General features: G+C 73.6%; 17 protein-coding genes. 9 read left to right on the top strand and 8 right to left on the bottom strand.

What is annotated here, in order from left to right:
• Positions 1-84 precede the first annotated feature (84 nt).
• A complete protein-coding gene (locus ACFU5G_RS22375; protein ID WP_377249747.1) occupies positions 85-1203 on the top strand; it encodes an epoxide hydrolase family protein in 1119 nt (372 codons plus the stop codon).
• Between the two features lie 4 nt (positions 1204-1207).
• Here ACFU5G_RS22375 and ACFU5G_RS22380 read toward each other — a convergent pair whose 3' ends face one another.
• On the bottom strand, positions 1208-1639 hold the full coding sequence (locus ACFU5G_RS22380; RefSeq protein ID WP_377249750.1) for a nitroreductase/quinone reductase family protein: 432 nt from the start codon (positions 1637-1639) through the stop codon (positions 1208-1210).
• Positions 1640-1723: 84 nt separating this feature from the next.
• Here ACFU5G_RS22380 and ACFU5G_RS22385 point away from each other — a divergent pair, with 84 nt between their 5' ends.
• On the top strand, positions 1724-2350 hold the full coding sequence (locus ACFU5G_RS22385; RefSeq protein WP_377249752.1) for a TetR/AcrR family transcriptional regulator: 627 nt from the start codon (positions 1724-1726) through the stop codon (positions 2348-2350).
• 12 nt (positions 2351-2362) lie between these two features.
• On the opposite strand, the gene ACFU5G_RS22390 is transcribed toward ACFU5G_RS22385, so the two are convergent.
• From ACFU5G_RS22390 to ACFU5G_RS22400, 3 genes are all read right to left on the bottom strand, one after another.
• Complete coding sequence (locus tag ACFU5G_RS22390; protein ID WP_377249754.1) at positions 2363-3301, bottom strand: cation diffusion facilitator family transporter; 939 nt, start codon at positions 3299-3301, stop codon at positions 2363-2365.
• Positions 3298-3744: an ArsR/SmtB family transcription factor gene (locus ACFU5G_RS22395; RefSeq protein WP_377249756.1), complete on the bottom strand. Its 447-nt coding sequence runs from the start codon at positions 3742-3744 to the stop codon at positions 3298-3300. Before ACFU5G_RS22395 ends, ACFU5G_RS22390 begins: the two co-directional genes overlap by 4 nt.
• Before the next feature lie 198 nt (positions 3745-3942).
• Positions 3943-4884 carry an NAD-dependent epimerase/dehydratase family protein gene (locus ACFU5G_RS22400; RefSeq protein ID WP_377249759.1) on the bottom strand — a complete coding sequence of 314 codons (942 nt, stop codon included), beginning with the start codon at positions 4882-4884 and terminating at the stop codon, positions 3943-3945.
• A gap of 94 nt (positions 4885-4978) precedes the next feature.
• Here ACFU5G_RS22400 and ACFU5G_RS22405 point away from each other — a divergent pair, with 94 nt between their 5' ends.
• Positions 4979-6112 (top strand): mandelate racemase/muconate lactonizing enzyme family protein, encoded by a 1134-nt coding sequence (locus ACFU5G_RS22405; protein ID WP_377249761.1) that lies wholly within the window; start codon positions 4979-4981, stop codon positions 6110-6112.
• Positions 6113-6220: 108 nt separating this feature from the next.
• Complete coding sequence (locus tag ACFU5G_RS22410; RefSeq protein WP_377249763.1) at positions 6221-6973, top strand: FadR/GntR family transcriptional regulator; 753 nt, start codon at positions 6221-6223, stop codon at positions 6971-6973.
• A gap of 136 nt (positions 6974-7109) precedes the next feature.
• On the opposite strand, the gene ACFU5G_RS22415 is transcribed toward ACFU5G_RS22410, so the two are convergent.
• The 4 genes from ACFU5G_RS22415 to ACFU5G_RS22430 are packed head-to-tail and all read right to left on the bottom strand — an operon-like array spanning position 7110 to position 10707.
• Positions 7110-7505, bottom strand: a complete 396-nt coding sequence (locus ACFU5G_RS22415; RefSeq protein WP_377249765.1) for a universal stress protein — start codon at positions 7503-7505, stop codon at positions 7110-7112.
• Positions 7502-9055, bottom strand: coding sequence for a tripartite tricarboxylate transporter permease (locus ACFU5G_RS22420; protein WP_377249767.1), 1554 nt, complete (start codon positions 9053-9055; stop codon positions 7502-7504). Before ACFU5G_RS22420 ends, ACFU5G_RS22415 begins: the two co-directional genes overlap by 4 nt.
• A 35-nt stretch (positions 9056-9090) precedes the next feature.
• Positions 9091-9654, bottom strand: a complete 564-nt coding sequence (locus tag ACFU5G_RS22425; protein WP_377249769.1) for a tripartite tricarboxylate transporter TctB family protein — start codon at positions 9652-9654, stop codon at positions 9091-9093.
• A gap of 33 nt (positions 9655-9687) precedes the next feature.
• Positions 9688-10707 (bottom strand): tripartite tricarboxylate transporter substrate binding protein, encoded by a 1020-nt coding sequence (locus ACFU5G_RS22430; RefSeq protein WP_377249771.1) that lies wholly within the window; start codon positions 10705-10707, stop codon positions 9688-9690.
• 137 nt (positions 10708-10844) lie between these two features.
• On the opposite strand from ACFU5G_RS22430, the gene ACFU5G_RS22435 reads away from it, so the two are divergent.
• From ACFU5G_RS22435 to ACFU5G_RS22455, 5 genes are all read left to right on the top strand, one after another.
• On the top strand, positions 10845-11723 hold the full coding sequence (locus ACFU5G_RS22435) for a LysR family transcriptional regulator (RefSeq protein ID WP_020018295.1): 879 nt from the start codon (positions 10845-10847) through the stop codon (positions 11721-11723).
• Positions 11724-11861: 138 nt separating this feature from the next.
• Positions 11862-12812: a 5-dehydro-4-deoxyglucarate dehydratase gene (gene kdgD, locus ACFU5G_RS22440; RefSeq protein WP_377249773.1), complete on the top strand. Its 951-nt coding sequence runs from the start codon at positions 11862-11864 to the stop codon at positions 12810-12812.
• A gap of 26 nt (positions 12813-12838) precedes the next feature.
• Complete coding sequence (locus ACFU5G_RS22445) at positions 12839-14452, top strand: aldehyde dehydrogenase (NADP(+)) (RefSeq protein ID WP_377249775.1); 1614 nt, start codon at positions 12839-12841, stop codon at positions 14450-14452.
• A 53-nt stretch (positions 14453-14505) separates the two neighbouring features.
• Positions 14506-15774 (top strand): enolase C-terminal domain-like protein, encoded by a 1269-nt coding sequence (locus ACFU5G_RS22450; RefSeq protein ID WP_377249779.1) that lies wholly within the window; start codon positions 14506-14508, stop codon positions 15772-15774.
• Positions 15775-15784: 10 nt separating this feature from the next.
• A complete protein-coding gene (locus ACFU5G_RS22455; protein ID WP_377249777.1) occupies positions 15785-16765 on the top strand; it encodes an AEC family transporter in 981 nt (326 codons plus the stop codon).
• Positions 16766-16903 lie beyond the last annotated feature (138 nt).

Here is a 16903-nt window from a genome sequence, read left to right on the forward strand (position 1 = left end):
GACGTACAGGTCACGCGGGTGACCTGTACGTCTGACACGGGCGGCCGGCCGGTCGATGTCAGTGACCGCGTCTACCGTCGGGTCATGAGCGACCCTCGGCCCTTCACCGTCCACGTCCCCGATCAGGTGCTCACCGACCTGCGCGACCGCCTGGCGCGCAGCCGGATCCCCGCCGACTCGCCCCGGCGTCCGCCGTCCGGCATGACGGCGGCCTACCTGCACGAGCTCGTGGACCACTGGATCAGCTGGGACTGGCGGGCGCGGGAGGCCTGGCTCAACGCGCACCCGCAGTTCATCGCGACGATCGACGACGCGGACGTGCACTTCGTGCACCTGCGCTCCGAGCAGCCGGACGCGCCCGCGCTGCTCGTGCTGCACGGGTGGCCGCACACGTTCGCCCTGCAGCTCGACTTCGCGGACCTGCTGCCCGACCTCGACGTCGTGGTGGCGAGCCTGCCCGGCTTCGCGTTCTCGGCGCCGTACGCGGACGGCGAGATGTCCGAGAAGCGGCTGGCGGCCACGATGCAGGCGCTCATGACCGACGTGCTGGGCTACGACCGGTACTTCACGTACGGCGAGGACGTGACGGCGAACGTCAGCGACCTGATCGCGGCCCGGTACCCGGAGCACGTGGCGGGCATCGTCGCCACGCACGCGCACTTCCCGACCACGTCGGAGCGGGCGGCGCTCGACGACCCCGAGGACCGGGAGTTCTTCGCCGGCATCGCCGCGAAGCACCAGACCGACGGCGCCTACGGCCACGTCCAGGCCACGCGGCCCGACACGCTCGCGACGGCCCTCAACGACTCCCCCGCCGGCCTGCTGGCGTGGCTCACCGAGAAGCTCGTCGAGTGGAGCGACACCCCGCCCGGCGACCCGCGCGGGGTGGAGCAGCGCATCTCGCGCGACCGCATCCTCACCGAGGCGACGATCTACTGGGCCACCCAGACCATCGGATCGTCGTTCCGGCCCTACTACGAGGGCGCCGACCAGCCAGACCCGATCGCTCCGACGACGGTGCCGGCAGCGGTGTTCGTCCAGCGGCACGAGGCCGGCTACCCCGAGTCGCTCGCGCGCCGCCACTACCTCGACCTGCGCGTGTTCGACCGCCTGGAGCGGGGCGGTCACTTCACGGTGGGCGAGGTGCCCGAGGAGATGGCGGCGCGCGTGCGGGAGTTCGTCCGGTCGGTCAGCCCACGCTGAGGGGTCAGGCCTTGGGCTCGAGCCGGATCACCGGGAACTTGCGGTCGGTGTGGGTCTCGTACACCTTCGCGTCGGGCCAGTAGGCGGCCCAGATGCCGTAGAGCCGCTCCCACTCGGGCGACGTCGGGCGCACCACGGTCGTGGTGGCCTGCAGCGTCTGGTCGCCCACCTCGATGGTCGTCTCGCCTGTGCCGTCCTCCACGTTCGCCACCCAGACCGGGTCCTTGGGCGCGCCGCCCAGGGAGCCCACGACCAGGTAGGCGTCGCCGTCGGTGGCGGCCACCAGCGGCGTCACGTACGCCTTGCCGCTGACCCGGCCGACGTGGTGCAGCAGCACCAGCCGCTTGCCCAGGAAGTGCCCGCCGGCGACGTCCTCGCCGAGCACGCCCGCGTTCGCGCGGAACGCCTCGATGACCCCGGTGTTCATGTCTGTCATGTCGTCCTCCAGAGACCTGTGCCGACCCCCTGGCCGACCAAACGGACTTTACCCCGGTTAAGCTCCGCCGGATAGCATCCGGACATGAGCACGCCGATGACGTGGGGCACACCGCGGCCGGAGCGGGCCGACGCCGCGCGCAACCGGCAGCTGCTGCTCGCCAGCGCGCGGGAGCTCCTGGCCGAGGCAGGGCCCGAGTGCCTCACGATGGACCTCCTCGCCGAGCGCTCCGGGCTCGGCAAGGGCACGGTCTTCCGGCGGTTCGGGTCGCGGGCGGGCATCTTCCAGGCGCTGCTGGACGACGCCGAGCGCGACCTGCAGCAGCAGGTGCTCAGCGGTCCGCCGCCGCTCGGCCCCGGGGCACCGCCCGTCGACCGGATCATCGCCTACGGCACGGCCCGGGTCCGGTTCCTCGCCGAGCACCACGCCGTCGCCCGCGGCACGCTCGACGGCCGCCACGCGGGCGGGCAGCGCGGGGGCGACCGGCGCCGGCCGCTGTCCGAGATCCACCTGCGGGTGCTGCTGCGCGAGGTCGACCTGCCGGGCGCCGACGTCGAAGTGCTCGCGGGCCAGCTCGCGTACGCGCTGGACGGCCCGCTGCTGCTCCAGCTCTTCGCGGGGCCGGAGCTGGCGGGTCCGGAGCCGACGGCCCGGTTCGAGGCCGGATGGCGCGACCTGGTCGAGCGCGTGTGCGGGGTCTCCGGGGCGTGACCGCGCCGCGCGTCAGGCGTGCGTCGGCGCCTCGTGCCGGGCGTGCTCGGCGGGCTCGAGCTGGAACGTCGAGTGCTCCACCCGTACGTCGAACTGCGTGGCCACGCACCGCTGCAGGGCGTCGAGCACGGGCGGCGCCTGCCCGTCCCGGAAGCAGACGTCGCGCACCACGACGTGCGCGCTGATGGTCGGCAGCCCCGTCGCGACGAGCGACGCGTGCAGGTCGTGGACCTCCTCGACGTGCTCCACCTCCAGCAGCCGAGCCCGGACCTCGTCCAGGTCCATGCCGGGCGGGGTCGACTCCAGCAGCACGCTCGCCGAGTCGGCCAGCAGCCGGGCGGCCCGGGGCAGGATCAGCACGGCGATGACCAGGCCCGCGACGGCGTCGGCGCGCTGCCAGCCCGTCGTCGCGATCACGACCGCGGCCACGATCACCGCGACCGAGCCCAGCGCGTCGTTGACCACCTCCAGGAACGCGGCACGCAGGTTGAACGACGCCGAGCGGCCGCCCGCGAGAACGAGCAGCGCCACGACGTTGCCCACCAGGCCGACGATGCCGAACACCAGCAGGCCCGGCCCCGGCGCCTCCGCCGGCCCGAACAGCCGGCTCACGCCCTCGACCAGCGCGTAGACGCCGACGGCGAGCAGCACCGCGGCCTGGGCCAGCGCCGCGAGGATCTCCGCCCGGCGGAACCCCCAGGTGCGGCGCGGCGACGGCGGCCGCAGCGCGAGGGAAGCCGCCCCGAGCGCGATGGCGAGGCCCGCGACGTCGGTCAGCATGTGCGCGGTGTCGACCAGCAGGGCGAGGCTGCCGGTGAGCAGGGCGCCGACCGCCTGGGCCACGAAGACGGACGCCGTGATGCCGAACGCGACGGCGAGGCGCCGACGTCCGCCCGCGGCGGCTCCCGCGTCGCCGTGCGGGTGGCCGCCGGGACCGTGGCTGTGGCTCATGGCGTCGCCCCCGCCGTCCGGCCCGCACGCGAACCCGCCCCGGACGGGTGCGCGACCGCGTCCGGCGTGTGCGCCGCCGAACCGTCCGCGCCGTAGACCGGGCAGAGCGCGACGGCGTCGCCGGTCAGGGCCAGGAGCTGCTCGGCGGCGGCGAGCACCTTGAGCGTCGCCTCCGGGTGGGTCAGGGAGAACACCGACGCCCGGCCCTCCGGGCGGGACTCGACGAGCCCGCAGTCGCGCAGGCACGCCAGGTGCTTCGAGACCGTGGACTGCGCGAGGCCGAGGTGCCCGGTCAGGTCCACCACGCGGTGCTCGCCGAGGGCCAGGTGCTGCAGGATCGCCAGTCGCGACGGGTCGGAGAACCCGTGGAACAGGTACGAGGCCACGGCCATCGCCTCGGACTCGGCGGGCTTCACATCGTCCGGCACCTTTGTCATCGCCATATGACGATGCTACCAGCCGGCTCTCTCCCCTTCGAGGCCTAGGTTTCTCCTCTTTGAGCCATGCCAAAGCGAAGAAACTTAGGCCTCAAAGGAGAGGGCGCCCGACGGCGGCAGCCCTGGCCCTCCGACGTCGGGCAGCCTCGGCCGGCCGACGTCGGACAGCCGCCCGCCGCCCGCCGTCCATCAGCCCGCCGCCCGTCAGTCCGCCGCCCGCGCCCGCCAGGCCTCGGCCGTCGCGTCCAGCACCTCGTCCCACGGCGTCGGGCGGACGCCGAACACCTCGGTCGTCGCCGACCCGTCCGCGACGAACGGCCGGTCGAACTGGTAGAGCACGCCGAGTGCCTCGCGCAGCAGCGGCACCACGAGCCCCCCGGCCCGCAGCACACCGCGCGGCACCCGGCGCAGCCGTGGCTCCCCCGTCCCGGCCCGCGTGCCGAGCTGCCGCAGCACCTCGCGGACGGGCACCGGCGGGTTGGCCGGCACGATCCACGGCGATCCCCAGGCGCGGTCGTCGGCGCCGAGCGCCACGAGGGTCGCGGCGACGTCGTCGACCGCCGTCCAGGTGTGCGGCTGGTCCGGGTCGGCCATGACGTTGGCCGGCTTGCCCGCGAGCGTCGCGGCCGCGTACATGGGCAACAGGCCGTGCGACGCCGGCACGGTCGGCCCGATGTAGTCCGACGCGCGCGCCTCGGTGACCCGCACCCGCCCGGCGCGGTGCGCGGCGAGCGCCTCCTGCCACAGCCTCGCCCGGAGCCGCCCCTTGTGGTCGGACGCCGCCAGCGGCAGGTCCCGGGTCATGACGCCGTCGACGGGGCCGTAGCCGTAGAGGTTGCTCAGCGTCACGAGCACCGCGCCGGACGCCTCGGCAGCGTGCAGCGCCGCGGCGGCCAGCGGGGGCCAGCCGCGCTCCCACGCCTGGTAGGAGCCGGGGTTCGCGCAGTTGTACAGCACGCGGGCACCCCGGGCGGCGTCCGCGAGCGCCGGCGCGCCCGTGGCATCGAGGGCGACCCGCTCGACGCGGGGGTGCTCGGGGCCGCGGCCCGAGCGGGTCACCACGGCGACCGATCGTCCGGCCCGGGCGAGGCGGAGGGCGAGCGCGGTGCCGACGGGCCCGGCGCCGACGACGAGGTGGGTTGCCATGCGCCCAGCGTGCCATCCGCAGCCGACACGATGTAGTCATACAGGTTTCATACTTGTATGATCGCAAGCGAACATCCCGCCGCAAAGGAGCGCCATGACGTACCAGCCCGACGCCATCCGGACCGTGCAGCTCTCGACTGTCACGTTGCCGCTGGCCACCGCGATCTCCGACGCCAAGGTCTTCACCGGCCGGCAGAAGCCGATGACCGAGGTCGTCTTCCTGTTCGCGGAGATCACCACCGAGCAGGGGTTCGAGGGCCTCGGCTTCTCCTACTCCAAGCGCGCCGGCGGACCCGCCCAGTACGCGCACGCCAAGGAGGTGGCCCAGGCCGCGATCGGCGAGGACCCCAACGACATCGCCAAGCTGTACACGAAGCTGCTGTGGGCCGGCGCGTCGGTGGGCCGCTCCGGCGTCGCGACCCAGGCCCTGGCCGCCATCGACATCGCCCTGTACGACCTCAAGGCCAAGCGCGCAGGCCTGCCGCTGGCCAAGCTGCTCGGCGCGCACCGCGACTCCGTGCGCACCTACAACACCTCGGGCGGGTTCCTCAACGCGAGCATCGAGGAGGTCAAGGAGCGCGCCAGCCGGTCGATCGCCGAGGGCATCGGCGGCATCAAGATCAAGGTCGGCCTGCCGGACACCCGGCGCGACCTGGAGCGCGTCGCCGCCGTCCGCGAGCACATCGGCGCCGACGTGCCGCTCATGGTCGACGCCAACCAGCAGTGGGACCGCACCACCGCGCTGCGCATGGGCCGGCGGCTGGAGGAGTTCGACCTCGTGTGGATCGAGGAGCCCCTGGACGCCTACGACGCCGAGGGCCACGCCGCGCTCGCCGCCGCCCTGGACACGCCGATCGCCACCGGTGAGATGCTGGCCTCCGTGGCCGAGCACGAGCGGCTCATCGCGACCCGGGCGTGCGACATCATCCAGCCGGACGCCCCGCGCGTCGGCGGGATCACGCAGTTCCTGCGCCTGCTCACGCTCGCCGACCAGGCCGGCCTGGACCTCGCGCCGCACTTCGCGATGGAGATCCACCTGCACCTGGCGGCCACGTACCCGCGCGAGCCGTGGGTGGAGCACTTCGACTGGCTCGACCCGCTGTTCAACGAGCGCCTCGAGACCAAGGACGGCCGCATGCTCGTCCCGGACCGCCCCGGTCTGGGCGTCACGTTCAGCGAGCAGGCCCGCGCCTGGACCACGGACACGGCGACCTTCGGCCCGGCCTGACCCCCGCACCCCGACGTGTCAGACGTACAGGTCCCCCGAGGGATCCGTACGTCTGACACGTCGTCCCGGGTTCCCCGGGAAGCAGCACCGAGATGGAAGCATGACCCCATGGCCCAGACCCTGAGCGGCACCCTCGTGGAGACGCTGCGCGCGCGCATCGTCAACGGCGACATCGCCCCCGGCGAGAAGCTGCCGAGCGAGCCGCGCCTCGCCGTCGAGCACCAGGTCAGCCGCACCGTGGTCCGGGAGGCCATCGCGCGGCTGAACCTCGAGGGCCTGGTCCACACCCGGCGCGGCAGCGGCAGCTACGCCCTGACCCCGCCCACCGAGGACGACGGCGGCGCGCCCGTCGCCCGGTCGCTGGCCGACCGGCTCGCGCTGGTCGAGTACCGCATCGCGCTGGAGACCGAGGCCGCCGCGCTGGCCGCCGTCCGGCGCACGCCCGCGCAGCTCGCGGCGCTGGCCGACCGGCTGGGCGCGCTCGCGTCGTCCGACGGGCATCCCGCCACCGCGATGCAGCACGACTTCGCGTTCCACCGCCTCGTCGCGGAGGCCGCGGACAACAGGTTCCTCCTGGAGGCCCTGGACCGGCTGGGCCCGCAGATGATCGCGATGCCCCGCGGCCGCCTCGACCGGCACGCCGACGACGCGGCGCACGAGGCCACGGCGCAGGACGGCAGCCCGCGCCCCGACGCGCGGCACGGCGGCGGCCGGTTCGCCGGCGTCGTCCAGGAGCACCGCGCCGTGCTCGACGCCCTGGACGCCCAGGACCCGCTCGCCGCCGCCGCTGCGATGCGGGTCCACCTCACGTCGTCCCGCCGCCGTCTCCTGGACGAGTCGGGCGCCGACGCCGCCCACTGACCAGGCCGCCGGCCGCCGGCCGCCGTCGAGCAAAGCCGTTGACCACAGCAGCTGCTGCCAGGAGGGGCACCTCACTGGCAGCAACTGCTGTGGTCAACACCCGCGCCTGCGCGGCCGGCCGGACGGCGGCCGGTCGTCAGCGCGGGGGCTTGACCGCCAGGACCGGACGGTCGGCCTGGAGCAGGATGCGCTGCGCCACCGAGCCCATGATGAACTTGCCGACCGTGCTGCGGCGGCGCAGGCCGATCACGATCAGCGAGGCGTCGTGCTGGTCGGCGAGGTCCAGGATCTCGTCGGTGAAGTCGTCCCGGTGCGTGCCGCGCACCACCTTGGCCGCGACGCCCGCCGCGGCGGCCTGCTCGACCACCCGGTCCAGGTCCTCCTCGGCGGCCACGGTGGTCTCGACCACCGCGCCCTCCCGTGCCGAGTTGACGACCAGGAGGTCCTCGCCCCTCAGCCCGGCCTCGGCGACCGCCGCCTTGACGGCGGCCTCCCCCGCGGGCGTGGGCACGTAGCCGACGACGATGCTCATACTGACTCTTCCTCTCGGTTCTTCGCCGACGCGTCGTCGGACGAGCCCTCACCAGCAGCCACCGCACCCGCCCGCCGCTCGCGGACGGCACGGACCAGGGGCAGCACGGCCACCACCACGAACACCACCAGCAGCGTCGCGGAGATGGGCCGGGTGAAGAAGCCGGCGGCCGACCCGTCGAACATCAGCAGCGAGCGCCGCAGGCTGGACTCCAGGAGCGAGCCCAGGACGAACGCCAGGACGAGCGGCCCGGGCTCGAAGCCGAACTTCTTCATCAGGTAGCCGACGGCCCCGAAGACGACGACCAGCAGGACGTCGAACACGGAGTTGTTGATCGTGTAGGCGCCGATCATGGTGATCAGGGCCGTGACCGGCGCCAGGATCGCCGCGCGCACCCGCAGGATGCGGACGAACACGCCGACCAGCGGGATGGACATGATCAGCAGCAGCACGTTGCCGATGTACATCGAGTTGACGACGCCCCAGAACAGCTCGGGGTGCTCGGACACGAGCTGCGGGCCGGGCGTGATGCCCTGGATCAGGAGCGCGCCGAACATCAGGGCCATCGTCGCGTTGGCGGGGATGCCGAGCGTGAGCAGCGGGATGAACGAGCTGGTGGCGGCGGCGTTGTTCGCCGTCTCCGGCCCGGCCACGCCCTCGATGGCGCCCTTGCCGAACCGGCTCGGGTCCTTGGCGCGCTTCTTCTCGGCCGCGTAGGCGGCCATGGAGGCGATGGTCGCGCCGCCGCCGGGCAGGATGCCGAGGAAGAACCCGAGCACCGACCCGCGGGTGACGGCGCCCGAGGACTCCTTGAGGTCCTTGCGCGACGGCCAGACGTTGGCGACCTTGCCGGGCGCGTGCACGGCGCGGTGCCGCTCCTCCAGGTTGTAGAGGATCTCGCCGAGGCCGAACAGGCCCATGGCGACGGGCACGAAGTCGATGCCGTCGGCCAGGTTCAGGCTGTCGAAGGTGAAGCGTTCGGCGCCCGTGAAGGCGTCGCGCCCGACGGTGGCCAGCAGCAGGCCGATCGCCGCGGCGATGAGCGCCTTGACCTTCGCGCCCGACGCGATGGTCGAGACCAGGAGGATGCCGAGCAGCGCCAGGGCGGCGTACTCGGGCGGCCCGAAGTCGAGGGCGAAGCCCGCCACGACCGGGGCCAGGAAGGTCAGTCCGACGATGGCGACGGTGCCACCGATGAACGACCCGACGGCGGCGACGCCGAGCGCCGTGCCCGCCTTGCCCTTCCTGGCGAGCGCATGCCCGTCCAGGACCGTGACCACGGAGCTGGCCTCGCCGGGCAGGCGCAGCAGCACGGAGGTGATGGTGCCGCCGTACTGGGCGCCGTAGAAGATCCCGGCGAGCATGATGATGGCGGTGACCGGCTCCACGCCGTAGGTGAGCGGGAGCAGGATGGCGATGGTGGCCGCCGGGCCGAGACCCGGCAGCACCCCGATGAGCATGCCGATGACCACCCCGACGAGGCAGTACAGCAGGTTCGTCGGTTCGAGCACGACGGCGAACCCGGCGGCTACGTTCTGCAGTGATTCCACGTGCGTTTCCCTTGCGGATCAGACCTGCGGTGCGGTCAGAAGAGGTGCGGGACGTTGGTGCCGAGCGCCCCGACGAAGACCCCGTACAGCACCCCGACCACGAGCACCGAGTACAGGACGGCGGAGCGCCAGGACTCGCCGCCGAGGAACTTCATCCAGACGAGGCTCAGCACCAGGGCGGGGATCTCGAAGCCGATCACGGGCAGCAGCGCCACGAGCCCCAGGAGGGTCACGAGACCCACCAGGGAGAGCCACGAGTACCGGGAGAACCTCTCGCCGTCGCCGCCGCGGCGCCCGATGACCACCTGGGCGAGGGACAGGACCACGACGGCGACGCTGATCGCCAGCGGCCACAGGCCCGCGCCCGGCTGGGTCAGGGTGCCGAGGCCCAGACCGAGCGCCGTCACCGCCCCGAGGACGCCGACGCCGGCCGTCACCAGGCTGGCCGCGAGGTTCGCGACCGGGCCGGCGGGCGGCGGGGCGTCCTCGGCCCACTCCTCGGCCAGCGCCTGGGCCGGGTCGGCGGGCGCGACGGCAGCTGCGCCGTCCGCCCCGCCGTCCGCCCCGCCGTCCGGCCTGCCGTTCGAGCTGCCGTCCACGCCTGCCTCCTTGGTTGCCGTTGCCACGAGGGATCAGCCCTCCGCGAGGCTGATGTCGTACTCCTCGGTGAGCGCCCTGTACTTGTCGGCGAGCTCGGTCCACTCGGTGGTGACCTCGTCGCCCGAGATCTCGTGCGGCGTCAGCAGGTTGTTCTCGTTGAACGAGGTGTAGGTGTCCGAGGCGATGGCGGCGTCGATCGACTCCACCAGCCGGGCCTTGACGTCCTCCGGCAGCCCCTTGGGCGCGGCCAGCGCGCGGTACTGCGAGACGGGCACGTCGTAGCCCTCCTCGACGGCCGTGGGCACGTCGGGCAGGAACTGGTTGCGCTCGGCCGAGAAGGCCAGCAGCGGCACCACCTTGCCGGCGTCGATCTGCGGCTTGGCCTCGCCGAGCTGCACCGTGGCCACCTGCACCTGGTCGCCGACGACGGCGGTCAGCGCGGGCGAGCCGGAGTCGAACGGGACGGCGGTGCCGTCGATCTCGGCCTGCGCGAACAGCGCGGCCTGGGCGAGCTGCGAGCCGGTGCCGACGCCCGTGGTGCCGTACTTGATCTCGCCGGACGCGCCCTTGAGGTCGTCCAGGTTCTCGAACCCGGAGTCGACGCTGGCCAGCAGCACGTAGTCGTCCTGCGAGAGGCCCTTGAGCACGTCGAGGTTCGCCAGGTCCACGGCCTCGTCCTCGGACACCGCGAGCGGCGTGATGGTGATGAGGGAGGCGTTCAGCAGCACCAGCTCGTACCCGTCGGCGGGCTTGCCCGCGACCTCCTCGGTCGCGACGGCGCCGTTGGCCCCGGCCCGGTTGACGACGGGGACGGCGACGCCGAGGTCCTCGGCCATGCCCTCGGCCACGGCGCGGGCGATGAGGTCGGTCGAGCCGCCGGCGTCCTGCCCCACGGTGATGGTCACCGGGCCGGACGGGAAGTCCTCGCCCTCGCCGCCCCCGGCGGCGCCCACGTTGCCGCCGCACGCGGCGAGCGTCAGGGCCGCCAGCGCGGCGGTGGCACCCAGGGCGGCACGGCGGACGCGCGGGCTTCGGCGGTCAGGAGTTGTCATCACAGCTCTCCTCGTTGAGATCTTCGACGGGCATCTGCCGGTCGGGCGTTGAGCATAGGAAGCCCATACGATGCCTGTCTAAGCCTCTTACTGCATTGCTTGATACTGGGAATGCATCAATTCCCGGAAAGGCCATCGTGTACACCCTCGATCAGGTCCGCTGCTTCCTCGCCGTCGCGGAAGAGCTGCACTTCGGCCGCGCCGCCGAACGCCTCAACATGACCCAGCCGCCCCTGAGCCGCCAGGTCCAGAAGCTGGAGCGCGCCGTCGGCGTCCCCCTGCTGGAGCGCGACAACCGGCACGTCGAGCTGACGACGGCCGGCACCGTGTTCCTCGAGGAGGCCCGCCGCCTCCTGACCGCCGCCGACGCCGCCCCCGCCCTGGCCCGCAAGATCGCCGCCGGCCGCGCGGGCGTGCTGCGCCTCGGGTTCACCGCCGCCTCGGGCTTCAGCCTGCTCGGCACGCTGGTGCAGGAGATCACCGACTTCATGCCCGACGTCGACCTCGACCTCCAGGAGCTGGTGACGATCGAGCAGATCGAGGCGATCCGCCGCGGCGAGCTCGACCTGGCGCTCGGCCGGCCGCCGTTCGACCAGGAGAGCTTCGACTCCCGCCTCCTGCTGTCCGAGGACCTCGTGCTGGCCGTGCCGCCCGGCCACGCGCTGACCCGCCTGGACCGTCCCGTGACCGCCGCCGACCTGCGCGACCAGCCCGTCGTCGGGCACCACCCCACCAAGGCGCGGTACTTCTACGACATGGTGGTGCGGTACATCGCCGTCGAGCACGGCAACGTGGTGCACGTCGTCAGCCAGATCCTGACGATGTGCTCGCTGGTCGCCGCCGGGCGCGGCGTCGCGTTCGTCCCGGAGTCGGCGCGCCTGCTCGGCCTGCCGGGCGTGACGTTCGTGGAGCTCGACGTACCGCACGGCGTCGTCGAGCTGCACGCCATCTGGGACCGGAGCTCGAAGAACCCGGCCCTGCACGAGTTCCTCCGCTACCTCCACCCGTCGTCCTGAGATCAAGCGATGCAGTTGCGGCATGAGTTGATGCCGTTTTGGGCTTGGACAGGCATCGTGGACGGTTCTTACCGTGGCCGCGAGAACCTAGCCGATCAGCATGTCATCGCCGACGTCTGTCACAGGAGGGGGCCACCCTTGGCCACGTATGCACCCCAGGAGCTCGCCGTCGCCCTCAAGGACGGGCTGCTGTCGTTCCCCGTCACGCCGTTCACCGCGGACGGGCGGATCGACGAGGAGCGCTACCGCGACCACATCGACTGGCAGTCGAGCTTCCGGATCGGCGGCCTGTTCGCCGCCGGCGGCACGGGCGAGGGCTTCAGCCTGACTCCGGAGGAGTCCGCCGAGGTGGTGCGGCTCGCCGTCGAGACCGCCGCCGGCCGCACCCCGGTGCTCGGCAGCGCGGGCGGCAACACCGCCCAGGCGATCCAGAACGCGCGCGCCGCGCAGGACGCCGGCGCCGAGGGGCTGCTGCTCCTGCCGCCGTACCTCACCGAGGCCGACCAGGACGGGCTGCTGGAGCACGCCTCCGCCGTCTGCGCCGCGACCGACCTCGGCGTCATCGTCTACAACCGCGGCAACGCGATCTACTCCGCGCAGACCGTGGCACGGCTCGCCGAGCGGCACCCGAACTTCATCGGGTTCAAGGACGCCATCGGCGACATCGAGCACCTCACGCGCGTCTACGCCACCAACGGCGACCGGCTGTTCTACCTGGGCGGCCTGCCCACCGCCGAGACCTACGCCCTGCCCCTGCTGCAGCTCGGCATGAGCACCTACTCCTCGGCCATGTACAACTTCGTGCCGGAGTTCGCCCTGGAGTTCTACCGGGACGTGCGGGCGCAGGACCACGCCGCGGTCACCGAGAAGCTGCGCCGGTTCGTGCTGCCCTACCTCGACATCCGCGACCGCACCAAGGGGTACGGAGTCTCGATCGTCAAGGGCGGCATGAAGGCGATCGGCCGCGACATGGGCAGCGTGCGCGCGCCCCTGCAGGACCTCACCGACCAGGACCTCACGGACCTCGGCGCCCTGATCGACGCCGCCGGGGTGCGCCCCGCCGCCGCCGTCGACACCCTGGCCGGCTGACCCGAACGCCCTCAAGGAGACATGCGATGACCCAGCTCACCGGCCACTCGATCGTCGCCGGCGCGCCCCTCCCGGGCACCGCCGGCACCTTCGCCGGGCAGGACCCGGCCACGGCCCAGGCGCTCGAGCCCGCCTACTCCCTGCTCGACGAGGCGCAGGTCGCCCAGGCGACGGCGGCCGCGCAGGAGGCGTTCGCCTCCTTCTCCGCGCTCGCCCCCGAGCCGCACGCGCGCTTCCTGGAGCAGGTCGCGGCCAACATCGAGGCGGTCGCGCCCGACGTCGTCGCGCGGGCCATGCGCGAGACCGGCCTCCCGGCGGCCCGCCTCACGGGCGAGGTCGCCCGCACCACGAACCAGCTCCGCCTGTTCGCCCAGGTCGTGCGCCAGGGCGACCACCGCGGCGTGCGGATCGACCCCGCCCTGCCCGACCGCGCTCCCCTGCCGCGCGCCGACATCCGGCAGCGCAAGGTGCCCGTCGGCCCCGTCGCCGTGTTCGGCGCCAGCAACTTCCCGCTCGCCTTCTCCACCGCGGGCGGCGACACCGCCTCCGCGCTGGCGGCGGGCTGCCCCGTCGTCGTCAAGGCGCACAACGCGCACCCCGGCACGGCCGAGCTCGTGGGCCGCGCCGTGGCCGACGCCGTCGCCTCGTCCGGCCTGCACCCCGGCGTGTTCTCCCTGGTCTACGGGCCGGGCAAGGTCGTGGGCCAGGCCCTGGTGTCCGACCCGGTGATCCAGGCCGTCGGCTTCACCGGCTCCCGCGGCGGCGGCCTCGCGCTCGTCGAGGCGGCCGCCGCGCGGCCCGTGCCGATCCCCGTCTACGCCGAGATGAGCTCGATCAACCCCACGATCCTGCTCGACGGCGCCCTGGCCGGCGACGTCGACGCGCTCGCCTCCGCGTACCTGACGTCGGTCACCGGCTCGTCGGGCCAGCTCTGCACCGCCCCCGGCCTCGTGTTCGTGCCGGACGGCGAGCGCGGCGACGCGTTCGTGGCCGCCGCCGGGCGCGCCGCGGCCGCCGCGGCCGGGCAGACCATGCTCACCGACGGCATCGCCCGCGCCTGGCAGGACGGCGTGGACACGCTGGCCGCGCAGGACGGCGTGGCGCTGGTCGGGGCCGGCTCCCCGGGCGCCGGGCACAACGCCCCCGCGCCCGCGGTGTTCGCCAGCGCGGTGCCGACCCTGCTGAGCAACCCCGTGCTGCAGGCCGAGATCTTCGGCGCGGCCTCGCTCGTGGTCCGGTACGCCGGCCCCACCGAGCTGCTGGCCGCCGTCGAGCGCCTCGAGGGCCAGCTCACCGTGACGCTGCACCTGACCGAGGACGACCGGGAGACGGCCGCGGCGCTGCTGCCCGTGCTGGAGCGCAAGGCCGGCCGCATCCTGGCCAACGGCTGGCCCACCGGCGTCGAGGTGGGGCACGCGATGGTGCACGGCGGGCCGTTCCCCGCGACGTCGGACGGACGCACCACCTCGGTGGGCACGCTCGCGATCGAGCGGTTCCTGCGGCCCGTGGCCTACCAGAACCTGCCGGAGTACCTGCTGCCGGAGCCGCTGCGGTCGGACAACCCGTGGCACCTGACGCGGCGGGTGGACGGCGTGCTCGACGTGGTGCTGGGCGCCTCCGAGACCGAGGCCGCCTTGTGAGCCACCCCACGATCGCCGCCGTCGAGGTCGTGCCCGTCGCGGGCCACGACTCGATGCTGCTGAACCTGTCCGGCGCGCACGCCCCGTTCTTCACACGGAACGTCGCGATCGTCACCGACTCCGACGGCCGCACCGGGCTGGGCGAGGTGCCCGGCGGGGAGAAGATCCGGGCCACGATCGAGGAGGCCGGGCGGGTCGTCGTCGGGCAGCCGGTGGCGCGGTACCGCTCCCTGCTGCGCGACGTCGCCCGCACCTTCGCCGACCGCGACGCAGGCGGACGCGGGCTACAGACCTTCGACCTGCGCACCACGGTGCACGCGGTCACGGCCCTGGAGTCCGCGCTGCTCGACCTGCACGGCCAGGACCTGGGCGTGCCCGTCGCCGAGCTGCTCGGCGACGGCGTCCAGCGCACGGCCGTGCCGATGCTCGGGTACCTGTTCTACGTGGGCGACCCGGGCGCGACCGACCTGCCGTACCTGCGCGGGGACGACGAGTCCGACGCGTGGGGCCGGCTGCGCCGCGAGGAGGCGATGACGCCCGACGCCGTGGTGCGGCTCGCCGAGGCCGCCGCCGCGCGGTACGGGTTCACCGACTTCAAGCTCAAGGGCGGCGTGCAGGCCGGCGACCTGGAGGTGGACACCGTGGTAGCGCTCAAGGAGCGCTTCCCCGACGCCCGGATCACCCTGGACCCCAACGGCGGCTGGCTGCTGGCCGACGCGATCCGGCTGGGCCGGCGCATGCGCGGCGTCGTCGCCTACGCGGAGGACCCGTGCGGGGCCGAGGGCCGGTTCTCCGGCCGCGAGGTCATGGCGGAGTTCAAGCGGGCGACCGGCCTGCCGACGGCGACCAACATGATCGCCACGGACTGGCGGGAGATGGCGCACGCCGTGCGCGCGGGCGCCGTCGACATCCCGCTGGCCGACCCGCACTTCTGGACCATGGCGGGCTCCGTGCGCGTGGCCCAGCTCTGCCACGAGTTCGGGCTCACCTGGGGGTCGCACTCCAACAACCACTTCGACATCTCGCTGGCCATGTTCACGCACGTGGGCGCGGCGGCGCCCGGCGAGATCACGGCGCTGGACACGCACTGGATCTGGCAGGACGGGCAGGGCCTGACCACGGCCCCGCCGCGGATCGCCGGCGGCGAGATCCAGGTGCCGACGACGCCGGGGCTCGGCGTCGAGCTCGACCGCGAGCGCCTGGCCGCCGCGCACGAGCTGTACCTGAAGCACGGCCTGGGCGCGCGGGACGACGCCCTGGCGATGCAGTACCTGGTCCCGGGGTGGGAGTTCGACCCGAAGCGCCCGTGCCTGGTCCGCTGAGGACCTGCCCGTGACGGGGGTGCTGCTCGGGTTCGCGATCGTGCTCGTGCTGGTGGGCGTGGGGTTCGTCGCGGCGTGGCTGCTGCCGGGCGAGGCCCACGCCATGCAGCGCGGCATCGCGCCGCTGGTGTACTACATCACCAACCCGGCGCTGATGTTCCTGCTCATGTCGGACGCCGACCTGGGCGCCGTGCTGCGCACCTACACCCCGATCGCGCTGATCACCGCGGCGGCCACGGGGCTGCTGTACGCGCTGGTCGCCGGCGGGCTGCTGCGGCGGCCCGCCGGCCCGGTCGCGGCCGGGGCGATGGCGAGCTCGTACGTGAACGCGGGCAACATCGGCGTGCCCATCGCGCTGTACGCGGTGGGGACGGCGGCCCCGGTGGTCTCCGTGCTGATCGCGCAGCTGCTGGTGGTCGCGCCGGTGTACCTGTCGGTGTTCGCCTGGTGCCGGCACCGGGCGGCACGGGCGGGACGGTTCGCGGCGGCCGGCGACGCTGCCGACGTCGGCGGTGACGCCGACCGGTCCCTCGGCGCCACCCTCGCCCGGTCGCTCGCCAACCCGGTCACGGTCGCGACGGGGCTCGGGCTGCTCGCGGCGGCGTTCTCCGTGGACCTGCCCGCGGTGCTCGGGCAGCCCGTCGAGATGCTCGGCCACGCGTCGGTGCCGCTGCTCCTGCTGCTGTTCGGCATGTCGCTGCGCGGCCAGCGGCCGCTCGGCCGGGACGCCCGGGCCGAGGTGGTGCTGGGCACCGTGCTCAAGTCGCTGGTCATGCCGGTGCTGGCCTGGGTGGTGGGCCGGTTCCTGTTCGGCCTGGACGGCGTGGACCTGCTCGGCGTCGTGCTGATGGCGGCGCTGCCCACGGCGCAGAACGTGTTCCTGTTCGCGGGGCACTTCCGCCTGGCGACGACGTCGGTCCGCGACGTCACCCTGCTGAGCATGCTCCTGGCCCTGCCGGTGTCGCTGCTGGTCACCCTGCTCCTGGGCTGACGAGGCGCTCGAACGTAGGGCGCGTCGGCGCATGAGCGCTCATGCGCCGATCAACCCTACGTTCGGCGGGCACGGGCAGCGGGGGCAGGCGGCCCCCGGAGCAGGACGACGGCCGGGCGCCCCCAGAGCAGCCCGGCC

It is taken from the genome of Promicromonospora sp. NPDC057488, assembly GCF_042802395.1.
GTDB lineage: Bacteria > Actinomycetota > Actinomycetes > Actinomycetales > Cellulomonadaceae > Promicromonospora.

Excerpts from the sequence above, each read along its gene's own strand:
- ACFU5G_RS22450 (WP_377249779.1), top strand. The coding sequence starts at position 14,506 with ATGCTGCTGAACCTGTCCGGCGCGCACGCCCCGTTCTTCACACGGAAC.
- ACFU5G_RS22405 (WP_377249761.1), top strand. The coding sequence starts at position 4,979 with ATGACGTACCAGCCCGACGCCATCCGGACCGTGCAGCTCTCGACTGTC.
- ACFU5G_RS22395 (WP_377249756.1), bottom strand. The coding sequence starts at position 3,744 with ATGGCGATGACAAAGGTGCCGGACGATGTGAAGCCCGCCGAGTCCGAG.
- ACFU5G_RS22415 (WP_377249765.1), bottom strand. The coding sequence starts at position 7,505 with ATGAGCATCGTCGTCGGCTACGTGCCCACGCCCGCGGGGGAGGCCGCC.
- ACFU5G_RS22375 (WP_377249747.1), top strand. The coding sequence starts at position 85 with ATGAGCGACCCTCGGCCCTTCACCGTCCACGTCCCCGATCAGGTGCTC.
- ACFU5G_RS22380 (WP_377249750.1), bottom strand. The coding sequence starts at position 1,639 with ATGACAGACATGAACACCGGGGTCATCGAGGCGTTCCGCGCGAACGCG.
- ACFU5G_RS22400 (WP_377249759.1), bottom strand. The coding sequence starts at position 4,884 with ATGGCAACCCACCTCGTCGTCGGCGCCGGGCCCGTCGGCACCGCGCTC.
- ACFU5G_RS22430 (WP_377249771.1), bottom strand. The coding sequence starts at position 10,707 with ATGACAACTCCTGACCGCCGAAGCCCGCGCGTCCGCCGTGCCGCCCTG.
- ACFU5G_RS22445 (WP_377249775.1), top strand. The coding sequence starts at position 12,839 with ATGACCCAGCTCACCGGCCACTCGATCGTCGCCGGCGCGCCCCTCCCG.
- ACFU5G_RS22385 (WP_377249752.1), top strand. The coding sequence starts at position 1,724 with ATGAGCACGCCGATGACGTGGGGCACACCGCGGCCGGAGCGGGCCGAC.
- ACFU5G_RS22410 (WP_377249763.1), top strand. The coding sequence starts at position 6,221 with ATGGCCCAGACCCTGAGCGGCACCCTCGTGGAGACGCTGCGCGCGCGC.
- ACFU5G_RS22390 (WP_377249754.1), bottom strand. The coding sequence starts at position 3,301 with ATGAGCCACAGCCACGGTCCCGGCGGCCACCCGCACGGCGACGCGGGA.